A 26,597-nucleotide genomic window follows, 5' to 3' on the forward strand; every position below is an offset into this window, starting at 1 on the left:
TTGAATTCTATAGCTAATTATTTTAGTCCCCCTCAGTTTATATGCTACAATGCATATGATGGAGGGGATTTTTAGTGGAAGAAATCCAAAAGAAATTTTTGAATATGCTTAAAGTTGAAAGAAATTTCTCCGACCATACATTAAAAGCGTATCATGACGATTTAGCTCAATTTAATCAGTTTTTAGAACAAGAACTGTTAAATTTAAGAACGTTTGAATATAAAGATGCAAGAAATTATCTAAGTTATTTATATTCCAATAATTTGAAACGTACTACTGTATCAAGAAAAATATCAACATTAAGAACATTTTATGAGTTCTGGATGACTCAAGATACATCTGTAAATAATCCTTTTATACAACTTGTACATCCTAAGAAAGAGCAATATCTTCCTCAATTTTTTTATGAAGAAGAAATGGAAGCATTATTTAATACTGTTTCAAACGATGCAAAAAAAGGATTAAGAGATAGAGTAGTAATTGAATTATTATATGCAACAGGCATTCGTGTTTCAGAACTTGTGAATATAAAGGTTATGGATTTAGATATGAATCTTCCAGGGGTAAAGGTATTGGGTAAGGGAAATAAAGAACGATTTGTGCCTTTTGGAGAGTTTTGTAGACAAAGTATTGAACAATATTTAGAAAAATTCAAACCACTTAAAGGTAAAAGTCATCCTTATTTAATTGTTAATATGAAAGGTGATCCTATTACTGAGAGAGGTATTAGATATCTTCTCAATGATGTAGTTAAACGTACAGCGGGGGTAACTGAAATCCACCCTCATAAATTAAGACATACATTTGCTACACATTTATTGAATCAAGGTGCAGACCTAAGAACAGTTCAATCTTTATTAGGACACGTTAACCTTTCTACAACTGGTAAGTATACACATGTATCTAATCAACAATTGCGCAAAGTGTATTTAAATGCACATCCTCGAGCAAAAAAGGAGAGTAAATAAATGAGTAAGACATCATTACATGCTACAACGATATATGCTGTAAGACACAATGGAGAAGCGGCAATGGCTGGAGACGGTCAAGTTACACTTGGTGAACAAGTAATTATGAAGCAAACAGCTAGAAAAGTAAGACGCTTATACGAAGGTAAAGTGTTAGCAGGATTTGCAGGAAGCGTAGCCGATGCATTTACATTATTTGAAAAATTTGAAACTAAATTACAACAATTTAGCGGTAATTTAGAACGCGCTGCTGTAGAACTTGCTCAAGAATGGCGTGGAGATAAGCAATTACGTCAACTGGAAGCCATGCTTATCGTAATGGATAAAGATGGTATTTTAGTGGTAAGTGGTACAGGTGAAGTCATTGCGCCTGACGATGATTTAATCGCTATTGGTTCAGGAGGAAACTATGCATTAAGTGCAGGAAGAGCACTTAAACGTCATGCTTCACATATGACTGCTAAAGAAATGGCATATGAAAGCTTAAAAGTGGCTTCAGATATTTGTGTATTTACAAATGATAATATTATTGTTGAGACTTTATAAATAACATATATAAACAAAACGGAAATGAATTGATATGGACATACATTAAGGTGGAGGTAATAGTAAATGGATGCAAACGGTATAAAATTAACACCTAAAGATATCGTATCTAAATTGGACGAATATATTGTAGGTCAAGAAGATGCAAAACGTAAAGTAGCAATCGCGTTAAGAAATAGATACAGAAGAAGTCTTCTTGATGAAGAAACTAAGCAAGAAATTGCACCCAAAAATATTTTAATGATTGGCCCAACTGGTGTAGGTAAAACAGAAATTGCACGCCGTATGGCAAAAGTCGTAGGTGCACCATTCATTAAAGTAGAAGCTACAAAATTCACTGAAGTTGGATATGTTGGACGTGATGTAGAAAGTATGGTTAGAGACTTGGTGGACGTGTCTGTAAGACTCGTAAAAGAGCAAAAGAAATCATTAGTTGAAGATGAAGCAACACAAAAAGCTAATGAAAAATTAGTAAAATTACTTGTTCCTAGTATGAAGAAAAAAGCAGCTCAAAATAATAATCCACTTGAATCTCTTTTAGGTGGTGCTATTCCTAATTTTAATCAGAATGACGAGGAAGAAGAAGCCCCTACAGAAGAAATCAAAACAAAACGGTCAGAAATAAGACAACAACTTTTAGCAGGTAAGCTAGAAGAAGAAAAAGTTAGAATCAAAGTTGAACAAGACCCTGGCGCATTAGGAATGTTAGGCACGAGTCAAAATCAACAAATGCAAGATATGATGAATCAATTGATGCCTAAACGAAAAGTAGAAAGAGAAGTACCAGTAAAAACAGCACGTAAAATTCTTACTGATGATTTTGCAGATGAATTAATTGATCAAGAAACTGCTAATCAAGAAGCTTTAGAATTAGCAGAACAAATGGGAATTATCTTTATCGATGAGATTGATAAAGTCGCTACAAACAATTCCAATAGTGGTCAAGATGTATCAAGACAAGGTGTTCAAAGAGATATATTACCAATCCTTGAAGGTAGCATGATTCAAACTAAGTATGGTACTGTAAATACTGAGCACATGCTATTTATTGGTGCTGGCGCTTTCCATGTTTCTAAACCAAGTGACTTGATTCCTGAGTTACAAGGGCGTTTTCCAATTCGAGTTGAACTTGAAAGCTTAACAGTCAATGATTTCTATAGAATATTGACTGAACCTAAGTTATCTCTTATAAAGCAGTATGAAGCACTGTTAAAAACTGAAGAAGTTACGGTCAACTTCTCTGATGAAGCGATAACACGATTAGCTGAAATGGCATATCAAGTGAATCAAGATACAGACAATATTGGTGCACGTCGATTACACACTATTTTAGAAAAAATGTTAGAAGATTTATCTTTTGAAGCACCAAATATGCCAAATGCAGTAGTAGATATAACACCACAGTATGTTGATGATAAGTTGAAATCTATTTCAACAAACAAAGATTTAAGTGCATTTATTTTATAATATAAATAAAGGAGAAATTTTATGAGCTTATTATCTAAAACTAGAGAATTAAATACATTATTACAAAAACATAAAGGCATTGCGGTAGACTTTAAAGATGTTGCTCAGACTATTAGTAATGTAACTGTTACAAATGTCTTCATCGTTTCTCGTAGAGGTAAAATTTTAGGTTCAAGTTTAAATGAACTTTTAAAGAGTGAACGAATTAGTAATATGTTGACTGAAAGTAAACATATTCCAAGTGAATACACTGAACTACTTATGCAAGTTCAACAAACTAAAGCGAATATTGATATTGATTCAGACTTGACAGTATTCCCTCCAGAACACAGAGATGTATTTATTAATAGTAGAACAACCATCTTCCCGATTTTAGGGGGAGGCGAACGCTTAGGTACACTGATTCTAGGAAGAGTTAAAGATGACTTTAATGAAAATGATTTAGTGCTTGGCGAATACGCTGCAACTGTTATTGGTATGGAAATTTTACGTGAGAAACATAATGAAGTTGAGAAAGAAGCACGTGATAAAGCTGCTATTACAATGGCAATCAATTCATTATCTTATTCTGAAAAAGAAGCGATTGAACATATTTTTGAGGAACTTGGTGGTAATGAAGGTCTATTAATTGCATCTAAAGTAGCAGATAGAGTAGGTATTACACGTTCTGTAATTGTAAATGCGTTACGTAAATTAGAAAGTGCTGGTGTAATAGAATCACGATCGCTTGGCATGAAAGGTACATTTATTAAAGTTAAAAAAGAAAAATTCTTAGATGAACTTAATCGAAGTGAATAAATATTTTTTAAAACTACTATCTATCTATTAAAATTAAGATAGTAGTTTTTTATTTTATGCAGTTAAAAAATGTTGCGTAATGATTCTAGATATGATATTATTATTGACGGCTATAAAGCCAATACACACGTAGTGAATGTAAATATAAAGGGTGCAGTCTTAAGTATTGTCTTTATATTAGTTTACTATGGAGGTAATTAACCAATAGGAGGAATTTAACATGGCAGTAATTTCAATGAAACAATTACTAGAAGCCGGTGTTCACTTCGGTCACCAAACACGCCGTTGGAACCCAAAAATGAAAAAATATATCTTTACTGAAAGAAATGGTATTTATATCATTGACTTACAAAAAACAGTAAAAAAAGTTGAAGAAGCTTATAACTTCTTAAAACAAGTATCTGAAGATGGCGGTAAAGTCTTATTCGTAGGTACTAAAAAACAAGCACAAGAATCAGTTAAAGCTGAAGCAGAACGTGCTGGTCAATTCTACGTTAACCAAAGATGGTTAGGTGGAATCTTAACTAATTATAAAACAATCTCAAAACGTATTAAACGTATTTCTGAAATTGAAAAAATGGAAGAAGACGGTTTATTTGACGTTTTACCTAAAAAAGAAGTTGTTGAACTTAAAAAAGAATATGACCGTTTAATCAAATTCTTAGGCGGTATTCGTGATATGAAATCTATGCCTCAAGCATTATTCGTAGTTGACCCTCGTAAAGAGCGCAATGCGATTGCTGAAGCACGTAAATTAAATATCCCTATCGTTGGTATCGTTGACACTAACTGTGATCCTGATGAAATCGACTATGTTATCCCAGCGAATGATGATGCTATTCGTGCCGTTAAATTATTAACTGGTAAAATGGCTGACGCTGTCTTAGAAGGTCAACAAGGTATTTCAAACGATGAAGTAGCTGCAGAACAAAACATCGATTTAGATGAAAGTGAAGAAACTCAAAAAGCAGAATCAACTGAAGAAAATACTACTGTTGAATCAAACTAAGATATAGTTTAAATGGGTGATAAGATGTAATGCTTATCGCCCTTTTTTTAAAATATTTATTTAAAATGGATAGTAAATTGGGTATAAATATAAAAGATAAATATTCAATTATACTTTTAAATCAGATTTTATTTTTAAAATAACCTTAATTTAAAAAATTATTAATAAATCGTAATAGAGTATTGGAAATAATAGTACCTTTAATGGTAATATTTAAATATCATCTATTATTACAATTAGACATATTGGAGGAATAATTAATGGCAATTTCAGCAAAACTTGTTAAAGAATTACGTGAAAGAACTGGCGCAGGTATGATGGATTGTAAAAAAGCGCTAACTGAAACTGATGGAGATATCGATAAAGCAATCGACTACTTACGTGAAAAAGGTATTGCTAAAGCAGCTAAAAAAGCTGATCGAATCGCTGCTGAAGGTTTAGTACATGTAGAAGTAAAAGGTAATGAAGCAGCAATCGTTGAAATTAACTCTGAAACTGATTTCGTTGCTCGAAACGAAGGATTCCAAGAATTAGTTAAAGAAATTGCTAATCAAATCCTTGAAAGTAAAGCTGAAACAGTAGAAGCTTTATTAGAAACTAAATTAGCAAGTGGTCAAACAGTTGATGAAAGAATGAAAGAGGCTATCTCAACAATCGGTGAAAAATTAAGCATCCGTCGTTTTGCTATTAGAACTAAATCTGATAACGATGCTTTTGGTGCATACTTACACATGGGTGGACGTATCGGTGTATTGACTGTTGTTGAAGGTTCTACTGATGAAGAAGCAGCTAAAGATGTAGCAATGCACATCGCTGCAATTAATCCTAAATATGTTTCTTCAGACCAAGTAAGTGACGAAGAAATTAATCACGAAAGAGAAGTATTAAAACAACAAGCATTAAATGAAGGTAAACCTGAAAATATCGTTGAAAAAATGGTTGAAGGTCGTTTACGTAAATATCTTCAAGAAATTTGTGCTGTTGACCAAAACTTCGTTAAAGACCCAGATCAAACAGTTGAAGCTTTCTTAAAATCTAAAGGCGGTAAATTAGCTGACTTCGTACGTTATGAAGTAGGCGAAGGTATGGAAAAACGCGAAGAAAACTTTGCTGATGAAGTTAAAGGTCAAATGAAATAATTTGTTCACATTATTCTAACAAGAAAGAAGACACCTTTAAGGAATTCTATATAATAAAATTCTTTTATTATAGAAGACCATTAGTGTCTTCTTTACTTGTATATATTACATATCATTAATCATAGAGAGGAAAAAATAATGGCGCAGACTTCTAAATATAAACGTGTAGTACTGAAACTTAGTGGTGAAGCACTTGCAGGTGAAAAAGGTTTTGGTATCAATCCTATCATCATTAAAAGTGTAGCAAAACAAGTCGCTGAAGTAGCTAAAATGGATTGTGAAATAGCTGTTATCGTTGGTGGCGGTAATATTTGGAGAGGTAAAACAGGTAGCGATTTAGGCATGGACCGTGGTACAGCTGATTATATGGGCATGCTTGCTACTGTAATGAATGCATTGGCATTACAAGATAGTTTAGAGCAATTAGATTGTGATACACGAGTATTAACTTCAATTGAAATGAAACAGGTTGCTGAGCCTTATATTCGTCGTCGCGCAATTAGACATTTAGAGAAAAAACGCGTAGTTATTTTTGCAGCTGGTATTGGTAATCCATACTTCTCTACTGACACAACTGCAGCACTACGTGCAGCTGAAGTAGAGGCCGATGTCATTTTAATGGGTAAAAATAATGTTGATGGTGTGTATTCTGCCGACCCAAAAATTGATAAAAATGCTGTAAAATATGATCATCTAACACATATTCAAATGTTACAAGAAGGCCTACAAGTTATGGATTCAACTGCTTCTTCATTCTGTATGGATAATAACATTCCATTAAATGTATTCTCTATTATGGAAGAAGGCAATATTAAACGTGCCGTTATGGGCGAAAAAATTGGTACATTAATTACTAAATAATTAGAGGTGTAAATGTATGAGTGAGATAATTCAAGATACAAAATCTAGAATGAAAAAATCAATTGAAAATTTATCACGTGAATTAGCTAATATTAGTGCGGGTAGAGCGAATTCTAATTTATTAAACGGAGTAAATGTTGATTATTATGGTGCCCCAACACCAGTTCAACAGTTAGCGAGTATAAACGTGCCTGAAGCACGCTTACTTGTCATTTCTCCATATGATAAATCATCTGTAGCTGATATTGAAAAAGCGATTATTGCTGCTAACCTAGGTGTGAACCCTACTAGTGACGGTGAAGTTATTCGTATCACTGTTCCTGCTTTAACTGAAGAACGTCGTAAAGAATTAGTTAAAAATGTTAAAAAAATCGGTGAAGATTCAAAAGTTTCAATCCGTAATATTCGTCGTGATATCAATGATCAATTGAAAAAAGACGAAAAAAATGGAGACATTACTGAAGATGATTTAAGAAGCCAAACAGAAGATGTTCAAAAAGTAACAGACAATTCAATTAAAGAAATTGATAATTTAGTTGATGAAAAAGAAAAAGATATTATGTCTGTTTAATATTTCATCATACTCTTCTATGACAAGATTATAAATTGTTTTAGTCTAAACTGTGCCAAGTCAGACTTTGGTACAGTTTTTTAATTTGCTTATTCAATGCCATTATTTAGTATGATAAAATGATAGATGATTTCTTAAATAACCTATATAATATAACAGAAATGATCAGGCTCGGAGGAAAGACCATGTTTAGAAAGCTAATAAAAAGAAATAAGACTAAAATCAATCAAAATGATGATTTAGATATACATAATTTACCTGAACATATAGCAATTATCATGGACGGAAATGGTCGTTGGGCAAAAAAGCGTAAAATGCCTAGAATTAAAGGTCACTATGAAGGTATGCAAACCATAAAAAAAGTGACACGTGAAGCAAGTCATTTAGGTATTAAATATTTAACTTTATACGCTTTTTCAACGGAAAATTGGTCAAGACCTGAAAGTGAAGTTAATTATATCATGAATTTACCTGTGAATTTTTTAAAAACATTTCTACCAGAACTTATAGAGAAAAATGTTAAGATAGAAACTATTGGTTTTTTAGATGCAGTACCCCAATCAACAATTGAGGCGATTAATTATGCTAAAGAAAAAACCAAAAATAATACAGGCTTGAAATTAGTATTTGCCATTAATTATGGTGGACGAGCTGAACTTGTTCAAAGTATGAAATCAATTTATGATGAACTTCAACGTAATGGTCAAAACAGTGATGATATTGATGAATTGATGATTTCCAAACATTTAATGACCCATCCAGATCCAGATCCAGATTTATTAATACGTACATCTGGAGAACAACGCCTTAGTAACTTCTTAATTTGGCAGGCTTCGTATAGTGAATTTATTTTTAATGAGAAGTTATGGCCAGACTTTGATGGTGAAGAATTAAAACAATGTATAAAAATATATCAATCTCGCCAAAGACGTTTTGGAGGATTAAGTGAGGAGTAAATTATGAAAGTAAGAACATTGACCGCGATTATAGCATTGCTTATTTTTCTACCTATATTATTAAAAGGTGGAACTATTTTAATGCTTTTTGCTTATTTGCTGGCGCTCATTGCTTTAAAAGAATTGTTAAATATGAATATGATTAAATTTTTATCAATTCCAGGTATTTTCAGTGCTATAGCGCTTATTATTATTATGCTTCCTCAGTCTGCCGGAGATTGGGTGAGTGATGTTCAATTAAAAAGTTTAATTGCAATGAGCTTCATACTATTAAGTTATACTGTACTTTCGAAAAACAGATTTAGCTTTATGGACGCTGCATTTTGTTTAATGTCTGTAGCATACGTTGGAATAGGATTTATGTATTTTTATGCTACACGTTCTTATGGTTTACATTATATACTTTTTGCATTTTTAATCGTATGGTTAACAGATACTGGCGCATATATATTTGGACGATTAATGGGAAAACACAAACTATGGCCAGTTATTAGTCCAAACAAAACGATTGAAGGTTTTATTGGAGGACTCATTTGTAGTTTAATTGTTCCACTTGTAATGATGTTTTTTGTAGATTTTCATCTAAATATTTGGCTGTTATTATTAATTACAATTATTTTAAGTGTATTTGGTCAATTAGGTGACTTAGTAGAATCTGGTTTTAAACGTCATTTTGGTGTTAAAGATTCAGGCAGAATCTTGCCAGGACATGGCGGTATTTTAGATAGATTTGATAGCTTTATGTTTGTTTTACCACTGTTAAACATTCTATTGCTACAAATGTAATAAAAAATTAACGTTTTATTTATTTATGAAAAGTATATAATGATATAATTGAGGAGTTATTGAGTTCACATTTGATTAATATTATACAATCGTGTACTTTATAGCTCTTTTTTAAAACTGTTTTTTTATACTAGAAATTATTATAAAATTTAAAATCTAAAATCTTATAATCTAGATAATTTAAATATTAAAATTAATTGAGGTGTTGTAAGTGAGTTATTTAATCACAATCGTCTCATTTATTATCGTATTTGGTGTACTCGTTACAGTACATGAATATGGACATATGTTTTTTGCAAAACGTGCAGGTATTATGTGTCCAGAATTTGCGATTGGAATGGGACCCAAAATTTTCAGTTTCCGTAAAGATGAAACGTTATATACAATACGTTTACTTCCAGTTGGTGGGTATGTAAGAATGGCAGGAGATGGATTAGAAGAACCACCCGTTCAGCCAGGAATGAATGTTAAAATAAAACTAAATGAACAAGATGAAATTACACATATTATTTTAGATGATCAACATAAATTCCAAAAAATTGAAGCGATTGAAGTTAAACGATGTGATTTTAAAGATGATTTATATATTGAAGGTATTACAGCATATGATAATGAAAGACATCATTTTAATATTGCTAAAAAAGCTTACTTTGTTGAAAATGGTAGTTTAATTCAAATTGCACCAAGGCATCGTCAATTTACACATAAAAAACCATTACCTAAGTTTTTAACTTTATTTGCGGGCCCATTATTTAACTTTATTTTAGCTCTCGTACTATTTATTGGCTTAGCTTATTATCAAGGTACGCCTACCCCTACAGTAAAACAATTAGCAGACAATTATCCAGCACAAGAAGCTGGATTAAAAGCTGGAGATAAAATTGTTCAAGTTGGACACTATAAAATTAACGATTTTAGCGATATTCAAAGTGCACTTAATAAAACGAAAGACCATCAAACAACAATTAAAATTGTACGAGATGGTCACACCAAATCACTAGATGTTACACCTAAAAAACAAGTGATTAAACAGACAAAATTAAATTCTAAAACTTCTTATGTATTAGGTTTTCAACCTGCGAATGAACATTCACTATTTAAGCCATTAGCATTAGGCGTACAACAATTTTTAGATGCAAGTGTACTTATTTTTAAAGCAGTTGGAACAATGATTGGAAGTATTTTCACAGGTGGCTTTACTTTTGATATGTTAAATGGTCCAGTGGGTATTTATCACAATGTAGATTCTGTAGTAAAACAAGGTATTATTGCATTAACATACTATACGGCATTGCTGAGTGTTAACTTAGGGATTATGAACTTATTACCTATTCCAGCTTTAGATGGTGGTAGAATTTTATTTGTTATTTATGAAGCGATATTTAGAAGACCAGTAAACAAAAAAGCTGAAACTGCAATTATTGCTGTTGGAGCTATATTTGTAGTGATTATTATGGTCTTAGTCACTTGGAATGATATACAACGTTATTTCTTATAATTTAGGAGGATAAAAAATGAAACAATCGAAAGTCTTTATACCAACAATGAGAGAAGTCCCTTCTGAAGCTGAGGCTTTAAGTCATCAGTTGTTATTAAAAGCAGGTTTAATTAAACAAAGCACAAGTGGTATTTATAGTTATTTACCCTTAGCAACACGTGTACTAAATCATATTTCTAAAATCATTCGTGAAGAAATGGAAAATATTGATGCAGTTGAGATTTTAATGCCAGCATTGCAGCAAGCAGAACTTTGGGAAGAGTCGGGACGTTGGGGCGCTTATGGTCCTGAATTAATGCGATTAAAAGACCGTAATGGAAGAGAATTTGCTTTAGGACCTACTCACGAAGAAGTAGTGACTTCTATCGTTAGAGACGAATTAAAGTCTTATAAACAATTACCATTAACATTATTCCAAATTCAATCTAAGTTCCGTGATGAAAAACGTCCACGTTTTGGTTTATTACGTGGAAGAGAGTTCATCATGAAAGATGCTTATTCTTTCCATGCTGATGAAGCATCATTAGATCAAACATATCAAGAGATGTACAATGCTTATAGTCGTATTTTTAAACGTGTTGGAATTAATGCGCGTCCAGTAGTAGCTGATTCAGGTGCTATTGGCGGTAATCATACACATGAATTTATGGCTTTAAGTGAAATTGGTGAAGATACGATTGTGTATAGTGAAAATAGTGATTATGCAGCAAATATTGAAAAAGCTGAAGTTAAGTATTATCCAAATGAGAAACATACAGACATTAAATCACTAGAAAAAATAGAAACGCCAAATATTAAAACAGCTCAAGAATTGGCTGACTTTTTAAATCGTCCAATTGATGAAATTGTAAAAACAATGATTTTCAAAGTGGATGGAGAATTCATGATGTTTTTAGTAAGAGGCCATCACGAGCTCAATGATGTGAAGGTGAAAGCATACTTTGAAACTGATAATGTGGAAATGGCGACTCAAGATGAAATTGTAAATTTACTTGGAGCAAATCCTGGTTCATTAGGACCTATTCATAATAAAGACATTAAAATTATTGCTGATAATTTTGTTAAAGATTTAAATAACATAGTGGTAGGTGCTAATGAAGATGGCTATCACTATATTAATGCAAATGTTGAGCGTGATTTTAATATCGATGAATACGGAGACTTTAGATTTATTTTAGAAGGTGAACCGTTAAGTGATGGTTCTGGAAATGCAAAATTTGCAGAAGGTATTGAAGTTGGACAAGTATTTAAACTGGGAACGAAATATTCTGAAGCAATGAATGCTAAATTTTTAGATAATCAAGGTAAAGCGCAACCTTTAATTATGGGTTGCTATGGTATCGGAGTGTCTAGAACATTAAGTGCGATTGTTGAGCAAAATAATGATGAAAATGGTATTATTTGGCCAAAGTCAGTCACTCCATTTGATTTACATTTAATTACAATCAATCCTAAAAAAGAAGAACAACTTGAATTAGGAGATAAATTATACTCAGAATTACAATCTAAATATGATGTACTTTATGATGATCGTAAAGAGCGTGCAGGCGTTAAATTTAATGACGCTGATTTAATTGGTTTACCGATAAGAATTGTTGTAGGTAAAAATGCAAGTGAAGGTATTGTTGAAGTTAAAGTGCGTCAAACGGGTGAAAGTGAAGAAGTTCATGTTAATGAATTAGACAATCACATTGCTTCACTCTATGAAAAACTATAGGTGCACATGAATAAAAATGGTTGGAACATTTTGTTGTTTCCAACCTCTTTTATTGTTTTTATTAGTTAAACTGTAATCATGAAAAATAAATGTGAAAGTAGTATAATATAAATCAAGTTTTTTAAAGTAAATGATAAGTTCGAAATAAGGTGGTTATTCTTTGTGGCAATGACAAGTCAGGAAAAATTTAGAGTACTTGCCGATCAAATTAAGATTTCAAATCAATTGGATAAAGAAATACTTGAAAAAGGTGAACTCACACGAATAGATGTATCAAATAAAAATAGAAGTTGGGAATTTCAGATTACGTTACCTTATTTTCTTTCAAATGAAGATTATTTAATCTTTACTCATGCAATTAAAGAAGAGTTTAAAGATATTGCACATGTGGACTGGCATTTTACAATTCAAAATACATCGAATCAAGATGAACATGTGATTAAATATTTTGGACATTGTATTGAACACACAGCTTTATCACCAAAAGTGAAGGGTCAACTTAAACAAAAACGTTTAATTATGTCAGGTAATGTTTTAAAAGTAATGACTTCAAATGATGTTGAAAGAAATCATTTTGATAAAGTATGTAATGGTAGTTTAGTAAAAGCATTTCAAAAATGTGGCTTTGATATAGATAAAGTAATATTTGAAACTGATGATTCGAATAGAGATGAAGATCTTGCTTCATTAGAGGCACATATTCAAGAAGAAGATCAACAAAGTGCTAAAGAAGCTACAGAAAAAATTGAAAAAATAAAAGCTGAAAAAGCAAAACAACAAGATAATAACGGCAGTAGTGTTGAAAAATGTCAAATAGGAAAGCCAATTCACGTTGAAAATATTAAACCTATTGAAACAATTATTGAAGAAGAATTTAAAGTAGCCATTGAAGGGGTTATCTTTGATATTAACATTAAAGAACTAAAAAGTGGACGTCACATTGTTGAACTTAAAGTGACAGACTATACAGATTCTTTAGTATTAAAAATGTTTACTAGAAAAAATAAGGATGATTTAAATCACTTTAAAGCCTTAAGTGTAGGTAAATGGGTACGTGCACAAGGTCGTATAGAAGAAGATACGTTTGTACGTGATTTAGTCATGATGATGTCAGATATTGAAGAAATCAAAAAGACACCTAAACAAGATAAAGCAGAAGAGAAACGTGTCGAATTTCATTTACATTCATCAATGAGTCAAATGGATGGTATTCCAAACATCAGTGCGTACGTTAATCAGGCTGCAGCATGGGGACATAAAGCAATAGCTGTTACTGATCATAATGTGGTTCAAGCTTTTCCTGATGCTCATAGTGCAGCGGAAAAAAATGGAATTAAAATGATTTACGGGATGGAAGGCATGTTAGTCGATGATGGTGTGCCTATTGCCTATAAACCTACTGATAGAGATTTAAAAGAAGCTACATATGTAGTGTTTGACGTCGAAACAACAGGTTTATCTAATCAATATGATCAAATTATCGAACTTGCTGCTGTCAAAGTTAAAGACGGCGAAATTATAGATAAATTTGAAAGATTTAGTAATCCACATGAAAAATTATCAGAAACAATAATTAATCTGACACACATTACAGATGACATGCTAGTGGATGCACCAGAAATTGAAGAAGTACTAACAGAATTTAAGGAATGGGTAGGAGATGCCATTTTTGTAGCGCATAATGCTTCATTCGATATGGGCTTTATTGATACAGGGTACGAACGATTAGGTTTCGGTCCATCAACTAATGGAGTGATTGATACTCTTGAATTATCACGTACCATTAACACTGAATATGGTAAACATGGATTAAATTTCTTAGCTAAAAAATATGGCGTTGAACTTACTCAACACCATAGAGCGATTTATGATACTGAAGCAACGGCTTATATTTTCATTAAAATGGTTCAACAGATGAAAGAACTAGGTGTGACTAATCATAAAGATATTAATAAAAAGTTATCAAATGAAGATGCCTATAAACGTGCACGACCAACCCATGTCACACTCATAGTTCAAAATCAAGATGGACTCAAGAATTTATTTAAAATCGTAAGTGCTTCTTTAGTAAAATATTATTATAGAACACCTAGAATTCCACGAACATTATTAAATGAATATCGAGAAGGCATTCTAGTAGGTACAGCTTGTGATGAAGGGGAATTATTTACAGCTGTGATGCAACGTGATCAATCTGAAGTTGAAAAAATAGCAAAGTATTATGATTTTATAGAAGTACAACCACCTAAACTTTATCAAGATTTAATTGATCGTGAATTAATTCGTGATACTGAAACATTGTATGAAATATATGATCGTATTTTAAAAGCAGGAGAAAGTACAGGAATACCTGTGATAGCTACTGGTAATGCTCATTACTTATTTGAGCATGATGCTATTGCTCGTAAAATTTTAATTGCATCACAACCAGGTAATCCATTAAATCGTTCCACACTTCCAGAAGCACATTTTAGAACAACAGATGAAATGTTAGATGAATTTCATTTCTTAGGAGAAGATAAAGCCTATGATATTGTTGTTAAAAATACGAATGAATTAGCAGACCGAATTGAGAAAGTAATTCCAATTAAAGATCAATTATTTACGCCACGTATGGAGGGCGCTAACGAAGAAATACGTGAATTAAGCTATACAAATGCGAAAAAATTGTATGGTGATGACTTACCGCAAATTGTCATTGATCGTCTCGAAAAAGAATTAGATAGTATTATTGGTAATGGCTTTTCAGTTATCTATCTCATATCACAACGGTTAGTTAAAAAGTCATTAGATGATGGATATTTGGTAGGGTCACGTGGTTCTGTAGGTTCGAGCTTTGTTGCAACGATGACAGAGATAACAGAAGTGAATCCGCTCCCTCCACACTATATATGTCCACATTGTAAGACGAGTGAATTTTTTGATGATGGGTCGGTAGGTTCAGGATTCGACTTACCTGATAAAACATGTGAAACATGTGGTGGCGAATTAATTAAAGAAGGTCAAGATATTCCATTTGAGACTTTCTTAGGATTTAAAGGAGATAAAGTACCAGATATTGACTTGAACTTTAGTGGTGAATATCAACCGCATGCCCATAACTATACGAAAGTACTTTTTGGAGAAGATAAAGTATTCCGAGCAGGTACAATTGGTACAGTGGCTGAAAAAACGGCATTTGGCTTCGTTAAAGGATATCTAAATGATCAAGGTATTCATAAACGTGGTGCGGAAATCGATAGACTTGTCAAAGGATGTACAGGTGTTAAACGTACAACTGGACAGCATCCAGGAGGAATTATTGTAGTTCCTGATTATATGGATATTTACGATTTTACACCGATACAATATCCAGCAGATGATCAAAGTGCATCTTGGATGACCACACACTTTGATTTCCACTCGATTCATGATAATGTGTTAAAACTCGATATACTTGGACACGATGATCCTACAATGATACGGATGTTACAGGATTTATCGGGTATCGATCCTAAAACGATTCCTGTTGATGATAAGGAGACAATGCAAATATTTAGTAGTCCGGCTTCTTTAGGTGTAACAGAAGAGGATATTTTATGTAAGACAGGCACATTTGGTGTACCTGAATTTGGTACAGGTTTCGTTCGTCAAATGTTAGAAGACACTAAGCCAACAACATTTTCTGAACTTGTACAAATTTCAGGTTTATCACATGGTACCGATGTGTGGCTTGGTAATGCACAAGAGTTAATTCGCTCAGGCATCTGCGATTTATCCAGTGTAATTGGTTGTCGTGACGATATTATGGTATATCTTATGTATGCTGGGCTTGAACCATCAATGGCCTTCAAAACAATGGAGTCTGTGCGTAAAGGTAAAGGACTTACGGATGAAATGATAGATGCGATGAAAGCGAATGATGTACCTGATTGGTATTTAGATTCATGCTTAAAAATTAAATACATGTTCCCTAAAGCTCACGCAGCTGCTTACGTACTTATGGCTGTACGTATTGCATACTTTAAAGTGCATCATCCGTTATACTATTATGCAGCATATTTTACAATTCGTGCATCAGACTTTGATTTAATTACAATGATTAAAGATAAAGAAAGTATTAAGAACACAGTTAAAGATATGTATTCTCGTTATATGGATTTAGGAAAAAAAGAAAAAGATGTATTAACAGTATTAGAAATAATGAATGAAATGGCACATCGTGGATTTAAAATGCAGCCGATTAGCTTAGAAAAAAGTCAAGCTTTTGATTTCATTATTGAAGATGATACATTGATCCCACCATTTATTGCTGTGCCAGGATTAGGTGAAAACGTAGCTAAACGTATTGTTGAGGCACGTGAAGACGGTCCATTTTTATCCAAAGAAGACCTTAATAAAAAAGCAGGTTTATCTCAAAAAATTATTGAATACCTTGATGATTTGGGTTCATTACCAGATTTACCAGATAAAGCACAATTGTCCATTTTTGATATGTAAATGGACAACTTAGAAGTATTAATAGTAGCTTCATTTGTTTAAGCATATAAAGTATGTTATAATTAGTTTGTGTAAAAATTTAGACTCAGGCAGAAAGAGTGGGCATATACCCGCTCTTTTCTATTTGCCAAAAAAGGAGGCCTGTATGAGTAAAATTACTGAAGAAGTAGAAACTATCATTACTCCCATTTTAGATGATTTAAACTTTGAATTAGTTGATGTTGAATATGCAAAAGAAGGCAAAGATCGTTTTTTGAGAATCTCTATTGATAAAGAAGGTGGCGTGGATTTAAATGATTGTACGCTTGCTTCTGAAAAAATAAGTGAAGCAATGGATCAAAATGATCCTATTCCTGAAATGTATTATCTTGATGTAGCTTCACCTGGAGCTGAACGTCCACTAAAAAAAGAAAAAGATTATCAAAATGCGATAGAGCAACCTATATTTGTATCTCTTTATGCGCCAATTGAAGGTGATAAAGAATGGTTAGGCATTCTGAAGTCTGTCGATGATGACACAATAACTATGGAAGTTAAAGAAAAAGCAAAGAAAAAAACAATTGAGATACCAAGAAATAAAATTGCAAAAGCACGTCACGCTGTAATGATTTAACGTGATGAGGAGGAATAATTGTGGCAAGTAATGAATTATTATTAGCAACTGAATACTTAGAAAAGGAAAAGAAAATTCCAAGAGAAGTTTTGATTGATGCAATTGAAGCAGCTTTAATTACTGCATATAAGAAAAATTATGATAGTGCTAGAAACGTCCGTGTAGAATTAAATATGGATGAAGGCACATTTAAAGTCATCGCACGTAAAGAAGTTGTAGAAGAAGTATTTGATGATCGTGAAGAAGTTGATTTAAGCACAGCTTTAGTTAAAAATCCTGCTTATGAAATAGGTGATATTTACGAAGAAGATGTCACACCTAAAGACTTTGGTCGTGTGGGCGCACAGGCTGCTAAACAAGCAGTAATGCAACGTCTAAGAGATGCTGAAAGAGAAATTTTATACTCTGAGTTTATTGATAAAGAAGAAGATATTTTAACAGGTGTGATTGATCGTGTTGATCATCGATATGTGTATGTTAATTTAGGTAGAATCGAAGCGGTTTTATCTGAAGCTGAAAGAAGTCCTAATGAGACATACATTCCAAATGAAAGAATTAAAGTCTATGTTAATAAAGTAGAGCAAACAACAAAAGGTCCACAAATTTATGTGTCAAGAAGTCATCCGGGTTTATTAAAACGTTTATTTGAACAAGAAGTTCCAGAAATTTATGATGGAACTGTTATTGTGAAATCAGTTGCACGTGAAGCAGGAGATCGTTCTAAAATTAGTGTATACTCTGAAAATCCAGATATAGATGCAGTGGGAGCTTGTGTAGGTGCAAAAGGTTCACGTGTTGAAGCGGTTGTTGAAGAATTAGGTGGAGAAAAAATCGATATTGTTCAATGGGATGAAGATCCAAACGTTTTTGTACGTAATGCTTTAAGCCCATCACAAGTTTTAGAAGTTATTGTTGATGAAGATAACCAATCTACTGTAGTGGTAGTACCTGATTATCAATTATCATTAGCTATTGGTAAACGTGGACAAAATGCGCGCTTAGCTGCCAAACTTACAGGATGGAAAATTGATATTAAATCTGAAACAGATGCTCGCGAAGCAGGGATTTATCCTGTAATTGAATCTGAAGAAAAAGCTGATGAAATAGTATTTTCTGAAGATAAAGATATTGAAATTGATGACATAAATTTAGAAGAAACAAACTTAACAACAGCTGAATTATCAGCGGAAGTTGATGAAACTTCAAATGAAGCACAAGACGCTTCAGATAATAAAGAAGAACATTAATACGTTTAAGCATATGGGGTGAGTAGTAAATGAAGAAGAAGAAAATTCCAATGCGCAAATGCATCATCACGAATGAAATGCGTCCTAAAAAAGACATGATTCGAGTAGTAATTAATAAAGAAGGCGAAATTTTCGCTGATGGTACTGGAAAACAACAAGGTAGAGGTGCATATGTTTCAAAAGATGTTAAAAGCGTAGAAGATGCTCAAAAAAATGGTGTACTCGAGAAGTACTTTAATGAAAGTCCTGAAAAATTAGATCCTGTATATAAAGAAGTAATTCGATTAATTTATAGAGAAGAGATTCCTAAATGATAAAAGAACAGATATTTAATTTTTTAGGCTTAGCGATGAGAGCTAGAAAAGTTAAAGTTGGAGAATCAGTACTCATATCTGAGATAAAAAAACGTAATATTAAACTTGTGATTTTATCTACTGATGCTTCAGATAACGCTAAAAAGAATATAAAGAATAAATGTGACACATATCATGTTCCGTTTAGAGTTTTCGGTACGAGAGTAGAATTAGGACAATCATTGGGCAAAGAAGAACGTGTAAATGTTGGCGTGACAGATTCAGGTTTTGCTAAAAAACTTATGTCGATGATTGATGAATATTGTAAGGAGTGATTATATGAGTAAAAAGAGAATTTACGAATATGCGAAAGAATTAAATGTTAAAAGTAAAGAGATTATAGATGAGTTAAAGAAAATGGACGTTGAAGTATCCAATCACATGCAAGCATTAGAAGATGGCCAAATTAAGATGCTTGATAAAAAGTTCAAATCATCACAAAATGAAGAAAATAAAAAACAAAACACTCAAAATAATCACCAAAAACAACAAAGTAAAAAAGATAATAATCAAAACAAATCTAATTCAAAGAAAAAAAACAATAAAAATAGCAAAAACAATAAAAACAACAAAAATAATAATAAAGGTAAGAATAACAAATCTGCTGCTGAACCTAAAGAAATGCCTTCAAAAATCACGTATGAGGAAGGTATTACAGTAGGAGAACTTGCTGATAAATTAAATATCGAATCATCTGGCATTATTAAAAAATTATTCTTGTTAGGTATTGTTGCTAATATTAACCAATCATTAGATGAAGAAACATTAGAACTTATCGCAGATGATTATGGTGTTGAAATTGAAAAAGAAGTTGTTGTTAATGAAGAAGACCTAACAACTTATTTTGATGATGAAGAAGACGATCCAGATGCAATTGAACGACCAGCAGTTGTAACAATTATGGGACACGTTGACCATGGTAAAACAACATTACTAGACTCAATTAGAAATACTAAAGTCACAGCAGGAGAAGCAGGCGGTATCACACAACACATTGGTGCATATCAAATTGAAAATAATGGTAAAAAAATTACTTTCTTAGATACACCTGGACATGCAGCTTTCACAACAATGCGTGCACGTGGTGCTCAAGTAACAGATATCACTATTTTAGTAGTAGCAGCAGATGATGGCGTTATGCCTCAAACAATTGAAGCAATTAACCATGCTAAAGAAGCGGATGTACCAACAATTGTTGCGGTCAACAAAGTTGATAAACCAACTGCAAATCCAGACCGAGTGATGCAAGAGTTAACTGAATATGGTTTAATTCCAGAAGATTGGGGTGGCGACACAATCTTTGTACCACTTTCAGCATTAAATGGTGATGGTATTGATGACTTATTAGAAATGATTGGTTTAGTTGCCGAAGTACAAGAATTAAAAGCTAATCCTGATAAGCAAGCAGTAGGTACTGTTATTGAAGCAGAATTAGATAAATCACGTGGACCAGCTGCGTCATTATTAGTTCAAAATGGTACGTTGCATGTAGGTGATTCAATTGTAGTTGGTAATACGTATGGTCGCGTAAGAGCTATGGTAAATGATTTGGGTCAAAGAATTAAAACAGCTGGGCCTTCTACACCGGTTGAAATTACTGGTATTAACGATGTACCTCAAGCAGGTGATCGCTTCGTTATTTTCAAAGATGAAAAACAAGCGCGTCGTATTGGTGAAGCTCGTCATGAAGCAAGTGTGATTCAACAACGTCAAGAAAGCAAAAATGTTTCATTAGACAATTTATTCGAACAAATGAAACAAGGAGAAATGAAAGATCTTAATGTCATTATTAAAGGTGATGTACAAGGTTCTGTAGAAGCTTTAGCTGCATCTCTTATGAAAATTGATGTTGAAGGCGTAAATGTTCGTATTATTCATACAGCTGTAGGAGCAATCAATGAATCAGATGTTACATTAGCTAATGCTTCAAATGGTATTATTGTTGGATTTAACGTACGTCCTGATGCAGGTGCGAAACGTGCAGCAGAAGCTGAAAATGTTGATATGCGTCTTCATAGAGTCATCTATAATGTTATAGAAGAAATTGAATCAGCGATGAAAGGTTTATTAGATCCTGAATTTGAAGAACAAGTTATCGGACAAGCTGAAGTACGTCAAACATTCAAAGTTTCAAAAGTTGGAACCATTGCTGGTAGTTACGTGACTGAAGGTAAAATCACTCGTAACGCAGGCGTACGTGTCATTCGTGATGGTATTGTTCAATTCGAAGGTGAACTTGATACGTTAAAACGTTTTAAAGATGACGCTAAAGAAGTATCACAAGGTTACGAATGTGGTATTACAATTGCAAACTTTAATGACATTAAAGAAGGCGACATTATTGAAGCATTCGAAATGGTAGAAATTGAAAGATAACTAATTTGTAAGAGGCTAAAGTGTATATGATATAGGTAGGCACTTTAGCATTCTCTTCTAATCATATGTTAAATAATAAAGAGGTGACATATCCATGAGTAATATGAGAGCTGAACGTGTTGGCGAACAAATGAAAAAAGAAGTTATGGATATCATTAATAATAAAGTAAAAGATCCAAGAGTAGGATTTATTACTATTACTGACGTTGAATTAACAAATGATTTATCACAAGCCAAAGTTTTCTTAACAGTGCTTGGCAATAAGAAGGAAGTTAATGATACGTTTAAAGCTTTAGATAAAGCAAAAGGATTCATTAAATCTGAGCTAGGTTCAAGAATGAGATTACGTATAGTACCAGAGTTATTCTTTGAATATGATGAATCAATTGAATACGGTAATAAAATTGAAAAAATGATTCAAGATTTACACAAACAAGATAAATAATACTTTATCATTGTTATTAATCAGTGACATTCAATCAAATAACTTCAGAAAAAGAAGTTTAGATGCAACATATGATGGGGGTAGGACGATAACATTTACATGAATTCAGTCCTACTCCTTTTTATATGATTAATACTGATAAAATATGGATAAGACATTAGATGATTTAATAATACATAGTGAGACATAATAAACTAAAGGGTGTGAAAAAATGTACAACGGTATATTACCAGTGTATAAAGAACGTGGTTTGACCAGTCATGATGTTGTATTTAAACTTAGAAAAATCTTAAAAACTAAAAAGATAGGTCATACTGGAACATTAGATCCTGAAGTTTCAGGTGTACTACCTATCTGTATAGGGACAGCAACAAGAGTAAGCGACTATGTCATGGATATGGGGAAATCTTATCAAGCAACCATTACATTAGGTGAAAGTACGACAACTGAAGATCAAACTGGAGAAGTAATAGAAAAAGTAAATATATCATCGAATACGATTACTTCTATAGAAGTTGATCGTGTTTTAGAAGAATTTAAAGGAGTAATAGAGCAGATTCCTCCAATGTATTCCTCTGTAAAAGTAAATGGAAAAAAATTATATGAATATGCTAGAAAAGGAGAAACTATTGAACGGCCAAAACGACAAGTTAAAATTGATGAAATTGAACGAATATCTGATTTAACATTTATAGAACAAACATGTCATTTTGATATAAAAGTAACGTGTGGAAAAGGCACCTATATCAGAACGTTAGCAACAGATATTGGCAAAGCTTTAGGCTATCCTGCTCATATGTCGTTGTTAACTCGTATAAATTCGGGTGGATTTAATATAAATGAAAGTTTATCACTTGAAAAAATTTCTGAATTACATGAGCATGAAACATTACAACATTATCTATTTCCTATAGAATATGGTTTGAAAAGTTTACAACATGTAGTCATTGATGATGACACTTTAAAGTATAGAATCTTAAATGGTCAAAAACTCCTAAAAAAAGATTTTACTCTATCATTAGAAAAGCAATTTGTGTTTATTGATAAGATAAGTGAAAAAGCATTAGCCATTTATGAACATCATCCTGACAAAATTAATGAAATAAAGCCTAAAAAAGTATTTAATTAAAGGAGCCTTTGATTGATATGAAAGTGATAGAAATAACACATCCAATACAAAATGAACAACTCATAAAAGAAGATGTTGCAATGGCATTTGGTTTTTTTGATGGTATGCATCGTGGTCACAGTAAAGTATTTGAAGCATTAGATATACGTGCAAAAGAAAAAAATTTAAAAAAGGCAGTAACAACATTTGATCCGCATCCATCAGTAGTATTAAATCCTGAACGTAAACGTACAGATTACTTAACGCCACTATCTGATAAATTAGAAATGATAGAACAGCATGATATTGATTATTGTATTGTTATCAATTTCTCATCACGTTTCGCTAACGTCACAGCTGAAGAGTTTATCAAAGACTATATTATTAATAATCATGTTAAAGAAGTTGTTGCTGGATTTGATTTTACATTTGGTAAATTTGGTAAAGGAAATATGGCCGTGTTAAATGAAATAGATGAATTTAATACTACAATAGTCGGTAAATTAGATTTAGATTCTGAAAAAATTTCAACAACATCAATTAGACAAGCGTTACATGAAGGCAATCTACAAAAAGCTAATGATGAATTAGGGTATTTATATCGAATTAAAGGCACAGTTGTTCAAGGAGAAAAAAGAGGTCGAACAATCGGTTTTCCAACAGCTAATGTCCAACCTAGCGATGATTATGTCCTTCCTAAAAAAGGGGTATATGCGGTAAGTATTGAAATAGGTGCCGAACACAAAATATATCGTGGGGTAGCTAACGTAGGTGTTAAGCCGACATTCCACGATCCATCTAAAGCAGAAGTAGTGATAGAAGTAAATATTTTTGATTTTGAAGAAAATATTTATGGAGAACGTGTAATCGTATATTGGCACCATTATTTAAGACCAGAGGTAAAATTTGATGGTATAGATGCTTTAGTAAGTCAAATGAATGACGATAAAGAACGTGCAAAATATCTTTTAGCAGTTGATTTTGGTGATGATGTATCGTATAATATTTAAAGTTGAGTTTTTGAAAAACTTATTACTATTGAATCCTTTATCTTGGCAGGTTGAAACTCCGACGCCTTGCTCAGATTAAGGTGTAAACAAAAATTAGGAGGAATTTAATTATGGCTATTACTCAAGAACGTAAAAATGAAATTATTAAAGAATATCGTGTACACGAAACAGATACTGGTTCACCAGAAGTACAAATCGCTGTTTTAACTGCAGAAATCTCTGCATTAAACGAACACTTACGTGAACACAAAAAAGATCACCATTCACGTCGTGGATTATTAAAAATGGTTGGTCGTCGTAGACACTTATTAAACTACTTACGTAGTAAAGATATTCAACGTTACCGTGAATTAATTAAATCATTAGGTATTCGTCGTTAATTTTAAATATATTGAAGGGAAAGCACCATTTAGATTGGTACTTTCCTTTTTTTGTATTTTTATCATAAACACTAATATAAAAATATATAAATAAATGATATGATGTAAGTATTAGATTTCAGAGAGGAGATTCATAATGTCTCAAGAAAAGAAAGTGTTCAAAACTGAATGGGCTGGAAGATCGTTAACGATTGAGACAGGTCAATTAGCGAAACAAGCTAATGGTGCAGTTTTAGTACGTTATGGTGATACTGTTGTATTATCTACAGCAGTTGCTTCTAAAGAGCCACGTGATGGTGATTTTTTCCCCTTAACAGTTAACTATGAAGAAAAAATGTATGCGGCTGGTAAAATTCCAGGTGGATTTAAAAAACGCGAAGGTCGTCCTGGAGATGAAGCGACACTTACTGCACGTTTAATTGATAGACCAATTAGACCATTATTCCCTAAAGGTTATCGACATGACGTTCAAATTATGAATACTGTATTAAGTGCGGATCCAGACTGCTCCCCAGAAATGGCAGCAATGATTGGATCGTCAATGGCATTGAGCGTGTCTGATATTCCATTCCAAGGACCAATTGCCGGTGTAAATGTAGGATATATTGATGGAAAATACGTGATTAATCCAACACTTGAACAAAAAGAAGTATCTCGTTTAGATTTAGAAGTTGCTGGTCATAAAGATGCTGTAAATATGGTTGAAGCAGGTGCGAGTGAAATTACAGAACAAGAAATGCTTGAAGCGATTTTCTTTGGTCATGAAGAGATAAAACGCTTAGTTGCTTTCCAAGAAAAAGTTGTTGAGCATATTCAACCTGTAAAAAAAGAATTTATTCCTGTTGAACGTGATGAAGAATTAGTACAACGAGTAAAATCTTTAACGGAAGAAAAAGGATTAAAAGAAACTGTATTAACATTTGACAAACAACAACGTGATGAAAATTTAGATGCACTTAAAGCAGAAATCGCTACTGAATTTGTAGACGAAGCGGATCCAGAAAATGAGTTGCTTATCGATGAAGTATATGCGATTTTAAATGATTTAGTAAAAGAAGAAGTTCGTCGATTAATTGCAGATGAAAAAATTAGACCTGATGGACGTAAACCAGATGAAATTCGTCCGCTTGAATCAGAAGTTGGTTTATTACCACGTGCACATGGTTCTGGATTGTTTACCCGTGGACAAACTCAAGCATTATCTGTACTTACTTTAGGAGCATTAGGAGACTATCAACTTATTGATGGATTAGGACCTGAAATTGAAAAACGTTTTATGCACCACTATAATTTCCCTAATTTCTCAGTAGGTGAAACGGGTCCAGTGAGAGCGCCAGGTCGTCGTGAAATTGGTCATGGTGCACTAGGTGAAAGAGCGCTTAGATATATCATTCCTGACACTACAGAGTTCCCTTACACAATTCGTATTGTGAGTGAAGTATTAGAGTCAAATGGCTCATCTTCACAAGCTTCAATTTGTGGATCAACATTAGCGTTAATGGATGCTGGTGTGCCTATTAAAGCTCCAGTAGCTGGTATTGCTATGGGTCTTGTCACTCGTGAAGATAGTTATACAATTTTAACTGATATTCAAGGTATGGAAGATGCTTTAGGTGATATGGACTTCAAAGTTGCTGGAACTAAAGAGGGAATTACTGCGATTCAAATGGATATCAAAATTGATGGTTTAACACGTGAAGTGATTGAAGAAGCTCTTGAACAAGCTCGTCAAGGTCGTTTAGCGATTATGGATCATATGTTACAAACAATCGATCAACCACGTAGTGAATTAAGTGCATATGCACCTAAGGTAGAAATTATGCATATCAAACCTGAAAAAATTCGTGATGTCATTGGTCCAGGTGGTAAAAAAATTAATGAAATTATTGACGAAACTGGCGTTAAGTTAGATATTGAACAAGATGGCACTATCTTTATTGGCGCTGTTGATCAAGAAATGATAAATAGAGCTCGAGAAATTATTAATGAAATTACCCGCGAAGCTGAAGTTGGCCAGGTATACCATGCAAAAGTTAAGCGTATTGAAAAATATGGTGCTTTTGTAGAATTATTCCCAGGTAAAGATGCTTTATTACACATTTCTCAAATTTCTAAAGATAGAATAAATAAAGTTGAAGACGTTTTAAAAATCGGTGATACGATTCAAGTTAAAATTACAGAAATTGATAAACAAGGCCGTGTAAATGCGTCTCATAAAGTTTTAGATGAATAAATGAATGAAGTTAAGGTTAGGACAAAATGAAGTCCTA

24 protein-coding genes are annotated in these 26,597 nt (G+C 32.8%); all 24 read left to right on the forward strand.

What is annotated here, in order from left to right; all coding sequences use genetic code 11:
* The first annotated feature begins 74 nt into the window (after positions 1-74).
* Positions 75-968, forward strand: a complete 894-nt coding sequence (xerC, locus tag HMPREF2578_RS03780; RefSeq protein ID WP_017174598.1) for a tyrosine recombinase XerC — start codon at positions 75-77, stop codon at positions 966-968.
* A complete protein-coding gene (hslV, locus tag HMPREF2578_RS03785; protein ID WP_002448739.1) occupies positions 969-1,514 on the forward strand; it encodes an ATP-dependent protease subunit HslV in 546 nt (181 codons plus the stop codon).
* Positions 1,515-1,580: 66 nt separating this feature from the next.
* Positions 1,581-2,981 (forward strand): ATP-dependent protease ATPase subunit HslU, encoded by a 1,401-nt coding sequence (gene hslU / locus HMPREF2578_RS03790; RefSeq protein ID WP_017174599.1) that lies wholly within the window; start codon positions 1,581-1,583, stop codon positions 2,979-2,981.
* Positions 2,982-3,002: 21 nt separating this feature from the next.
* Positions 3,003-3,779: a GTP-sensing pleiotropic transcriptional regulator CodY gene (codY, locus tag HMPREF2578_RS03795; protein WP_037540991.1), complete on the forward strand. Its 777-nt coding sequence runs from the start codon at positions 3,003-3,005 to the stop codon at positions 3,777-3,779.
* 69 nt (positions 3,780-3,848) lie between these two features.
* Positions 3,849-3,980 carry a hypothetical protein gene (locus HMPREF2578_RS11295; protein ID WP_256096029.1) on the forward strand — a complete coding sequence of 44 codons (132 nt, stop codon included), beginning with the start codon at positions 3,849-3,851 and terminating at the stop codon, positions 3,978-3,980.
* Between the two features lie 19 nt (positions 3,981-3,999).
* On the forward strand, positions 4,000-4,788 hold the full coding sequence (rpsB, locus tag HMPREF2578_RS03800; RefSeq protein WP_002448842.1) for a 30S ribosomal protein S2: 789 nt from the start codon (positions 4,000-4,002) through the stop codon (positions 4,786-4,788).
* A gap of 260 nt (positions 4,789-5,048) precedes the next feature.
* Positions 5,049-5,927, forward strand: coding sequence for a translation elongation factor Ts (gene tsf, locus HMPREF2578_RS03805; RefSeq protein WP_017174601.1), 879 nt, complete (start codon positions 5,049-5,051; stop codon positions 5,925-5,927).
* 138 nt (positions 5,928-6,065) lie between these two features.
* Positions 6,066-6,788, forward strand: coding sequence for a UMP kinase (gene pyrH / locus HMPREF2578_RS03810; protein WP_017174602.1), 723 nt, complete (start codon positions 6,066-6,068; stop codon positions 6,786-6,788).
* 16 nt (positions 6,789-6,804) lie between these two features.
* Positions 6,805-7,359 (forward strand): ribosome recycling factor, encoded by a 555-nt coding sequence (frr, locus tag HMPREF2578_RS03815; protein WP_017174603.1) that lies wholly within the window; start codon positions 6,805-6,807, stop codon positions 7,357-7,359.
* Between the two features lie 185 nt (positions 7,360-7,544).
* The gene (locus HMPREF2578_RS03820) at positions 7,545-8,315 is read left to right on the forward strand and encodes an isoprenyl transferase (protein ID WP_017174604.1); all 771 of its coding nucleotides are present in this window, start codon (positions 7,545-7,547) and stop codon (positions 8,313-8,315) included.
* A 3-nt stretch (positions 8,316-8,318) separates the two neighbouring features.
* A complete protein-coding gene (locus HMPREF2578_RS03825; protein ID WP_017174605.1) occupies positions 8,319-9,101 on the forward strand; it encodes a phosphatidate cytidylyltransferase in 783 nt (260 codons plus the stop codon).
* A 211-nt stretch (positions 9,102-9,312) separates the two neighbouring features.
* On the forward strand, positions 9,313-10,599 hold the full coding sequence (gene rseP, locus HMPREF2578_RS03830; RefSeq protein WP_017174606.1) for an RIP metalloprotease RseP: 1,287 nt from the start codon (positions 9,313-9,315) through the stop codon (positions 10,597-10,599).
* Between the two features lie 16 nt (positions 10,600-10,615).
* A complete protein-coding gene (locus HMPREF2578_RS03835) occupies positions 10,616-12,316 on the forward strand; it encodes a proline--tRNA ligase (protein WP_017174607.1) in 1,701 nt (566 codons plus the stop codon).
* A gap of 168 nt (positions 12,317-12,484) precedes the next feature.
* Positions 12,485-16,795: a PolC-type DNA polymerase III gene (locus HMPREF2578_RS03840; RefSeq protein ID WP_104993115.1), complete on the forward strand. Its 4,311-nt coding sequence runs from the start codon at positions 12,485-12,487 to the stop codon at positions 16,793-16,795.
* Positions 16,796-16,940: 145 nt separating this feature from the next.
* Positions 16,941-17,408, forward strand: a complete 468-nt coding sequence (gene rimP, locus HMPREF2578_RS03845; protein WP_017174609.1) for a ribosome maturation factor RimP — start codon at positions 16,941-16,943, stop codon at positions 17,406-17,408.
* 20 nt (positions 17,409-17,428) lie between these two features.
* Positions 17,429-18,655: a transcription termination factor NusA gene (nusA, locus tag HMPREF2578_RS03850; RefSeq protein ID WP_019835114.1), complete on the forward strand. Its 1,227-nt coding sequence runs from the start codon at positions 17,429-17,431 to the stop codon at positions 18,653-18,655.
* A 29-nt stretch (positions 18,656-18,684) separates the two neighbouring features.
* Entirely contained in the window at positions 18,685-18,969 is a 285-nt protein-coding gene (gene rnpM, locus HMPREF2578_RS03855; RefSeq protein WP_002448835.1) for an RNase P modulator RnpM, read from the forward strand.
* Positions 18,966-19,283, forward strand: a complete 318-nt coding sequence (locus HMPREF2578_RS03860; RefSeq protein WP_017174611.1) for a YlxQ family RNA-binding protein — start codon at positions 18,966-18,968, stop codon at positions 19,281-19,283. The genes rnpM and HMPREF2578_RS03860 overlap by 4 nt, the downstream gene beginning before the upstream one ends.
* A 4-nt stretch (positions 19,284-19,287) precedes the next feature.
* Positions 19,288-21,384 (forward strand): translation initiation factor IF-2, encoded by a 2,097-nt coding sequence (infB, locus tag HMPREF2578_RS03865; protein ID WP_019835113.1) that lies wholly within the window; start codon positions 19,288-19,290, stop codon positions 21,382-21,384.
* A 94-nt stretch (positions 21,385-21,478) separates the two neighbouring features.
* On the forward strand, positions 21,479-21,829 hold the full coding sequence (rbfA, locus tag HMPREF2578_RS03870) for a 30S ribosome-binding factor RbfA (protein ID WP_002448740.1): 351 nt from the start codon (positions 21,479-21,481) through the stop codon (positions 21,827-21,829).
* Positions 21,830-22,040: 211 nt separating this feature from the next.
* On the forward strand, positions 22,041-22,958 hold the full coding sequence (gene truB / locus HMPREF2578_RS03875) for a tRNA pseudouridine(55) synthase TruB (RefSeq protein WP_017174613.1): 918 nt from the start codon (positions 22,041-22,043) through the stop codon (positions 22,956-22,958).
* Positions 22,959-22,975: 17 nt separating this feature from the next.
* Entirely contained in the window at positions 22,976-23,947 is a 972-nt protein-coding gene (gene ribF, locus HMPREF2578_RS03880) for a riboflavin biosynthesis protein RibF (protein WP_002448787.1), read from the forward strand.
* Positions 23,948-24,057: 110 nt separating this feature from the next.
* A complete protein-coding gene (rpsO, locus tag HMPREF2578_RS03885) occupies positions 24,058-24,327 on the forward strand; it encodes a 30S ribosomal protein S15 (protein ID WP_017174614.1) in 270 nt (89 codons plus the stop codon).
* A gap of 136 nt (positions 24,328-24,463) precedes the next feature.
* The gene (gene pnp, locus HMPREF2578_RS03890; protein WP_017174615.1) at positions 24,464-26,560 is read left to right on the forward strand and encodes a polyribonucleotide nucleotidyltransferase; all 2,097 of its coding nucleotides are present in this window, start codon (positions 24,464-24,466) and stop codon (positions 26,558-26,560) included.
* Positions 26,561-26,597: the final 37 nt, after the last annotated feature.

The sequence above is a fragment of the Staphylococcus sp. HMSC072H03 genome, assembly GCF_001809305.1.
Lineage (GTDB): Bacteria > Bacillota > Bacilli > Staphylococcales > Staphylococcaceae > Staphylococcus > Staphylococcus hominis.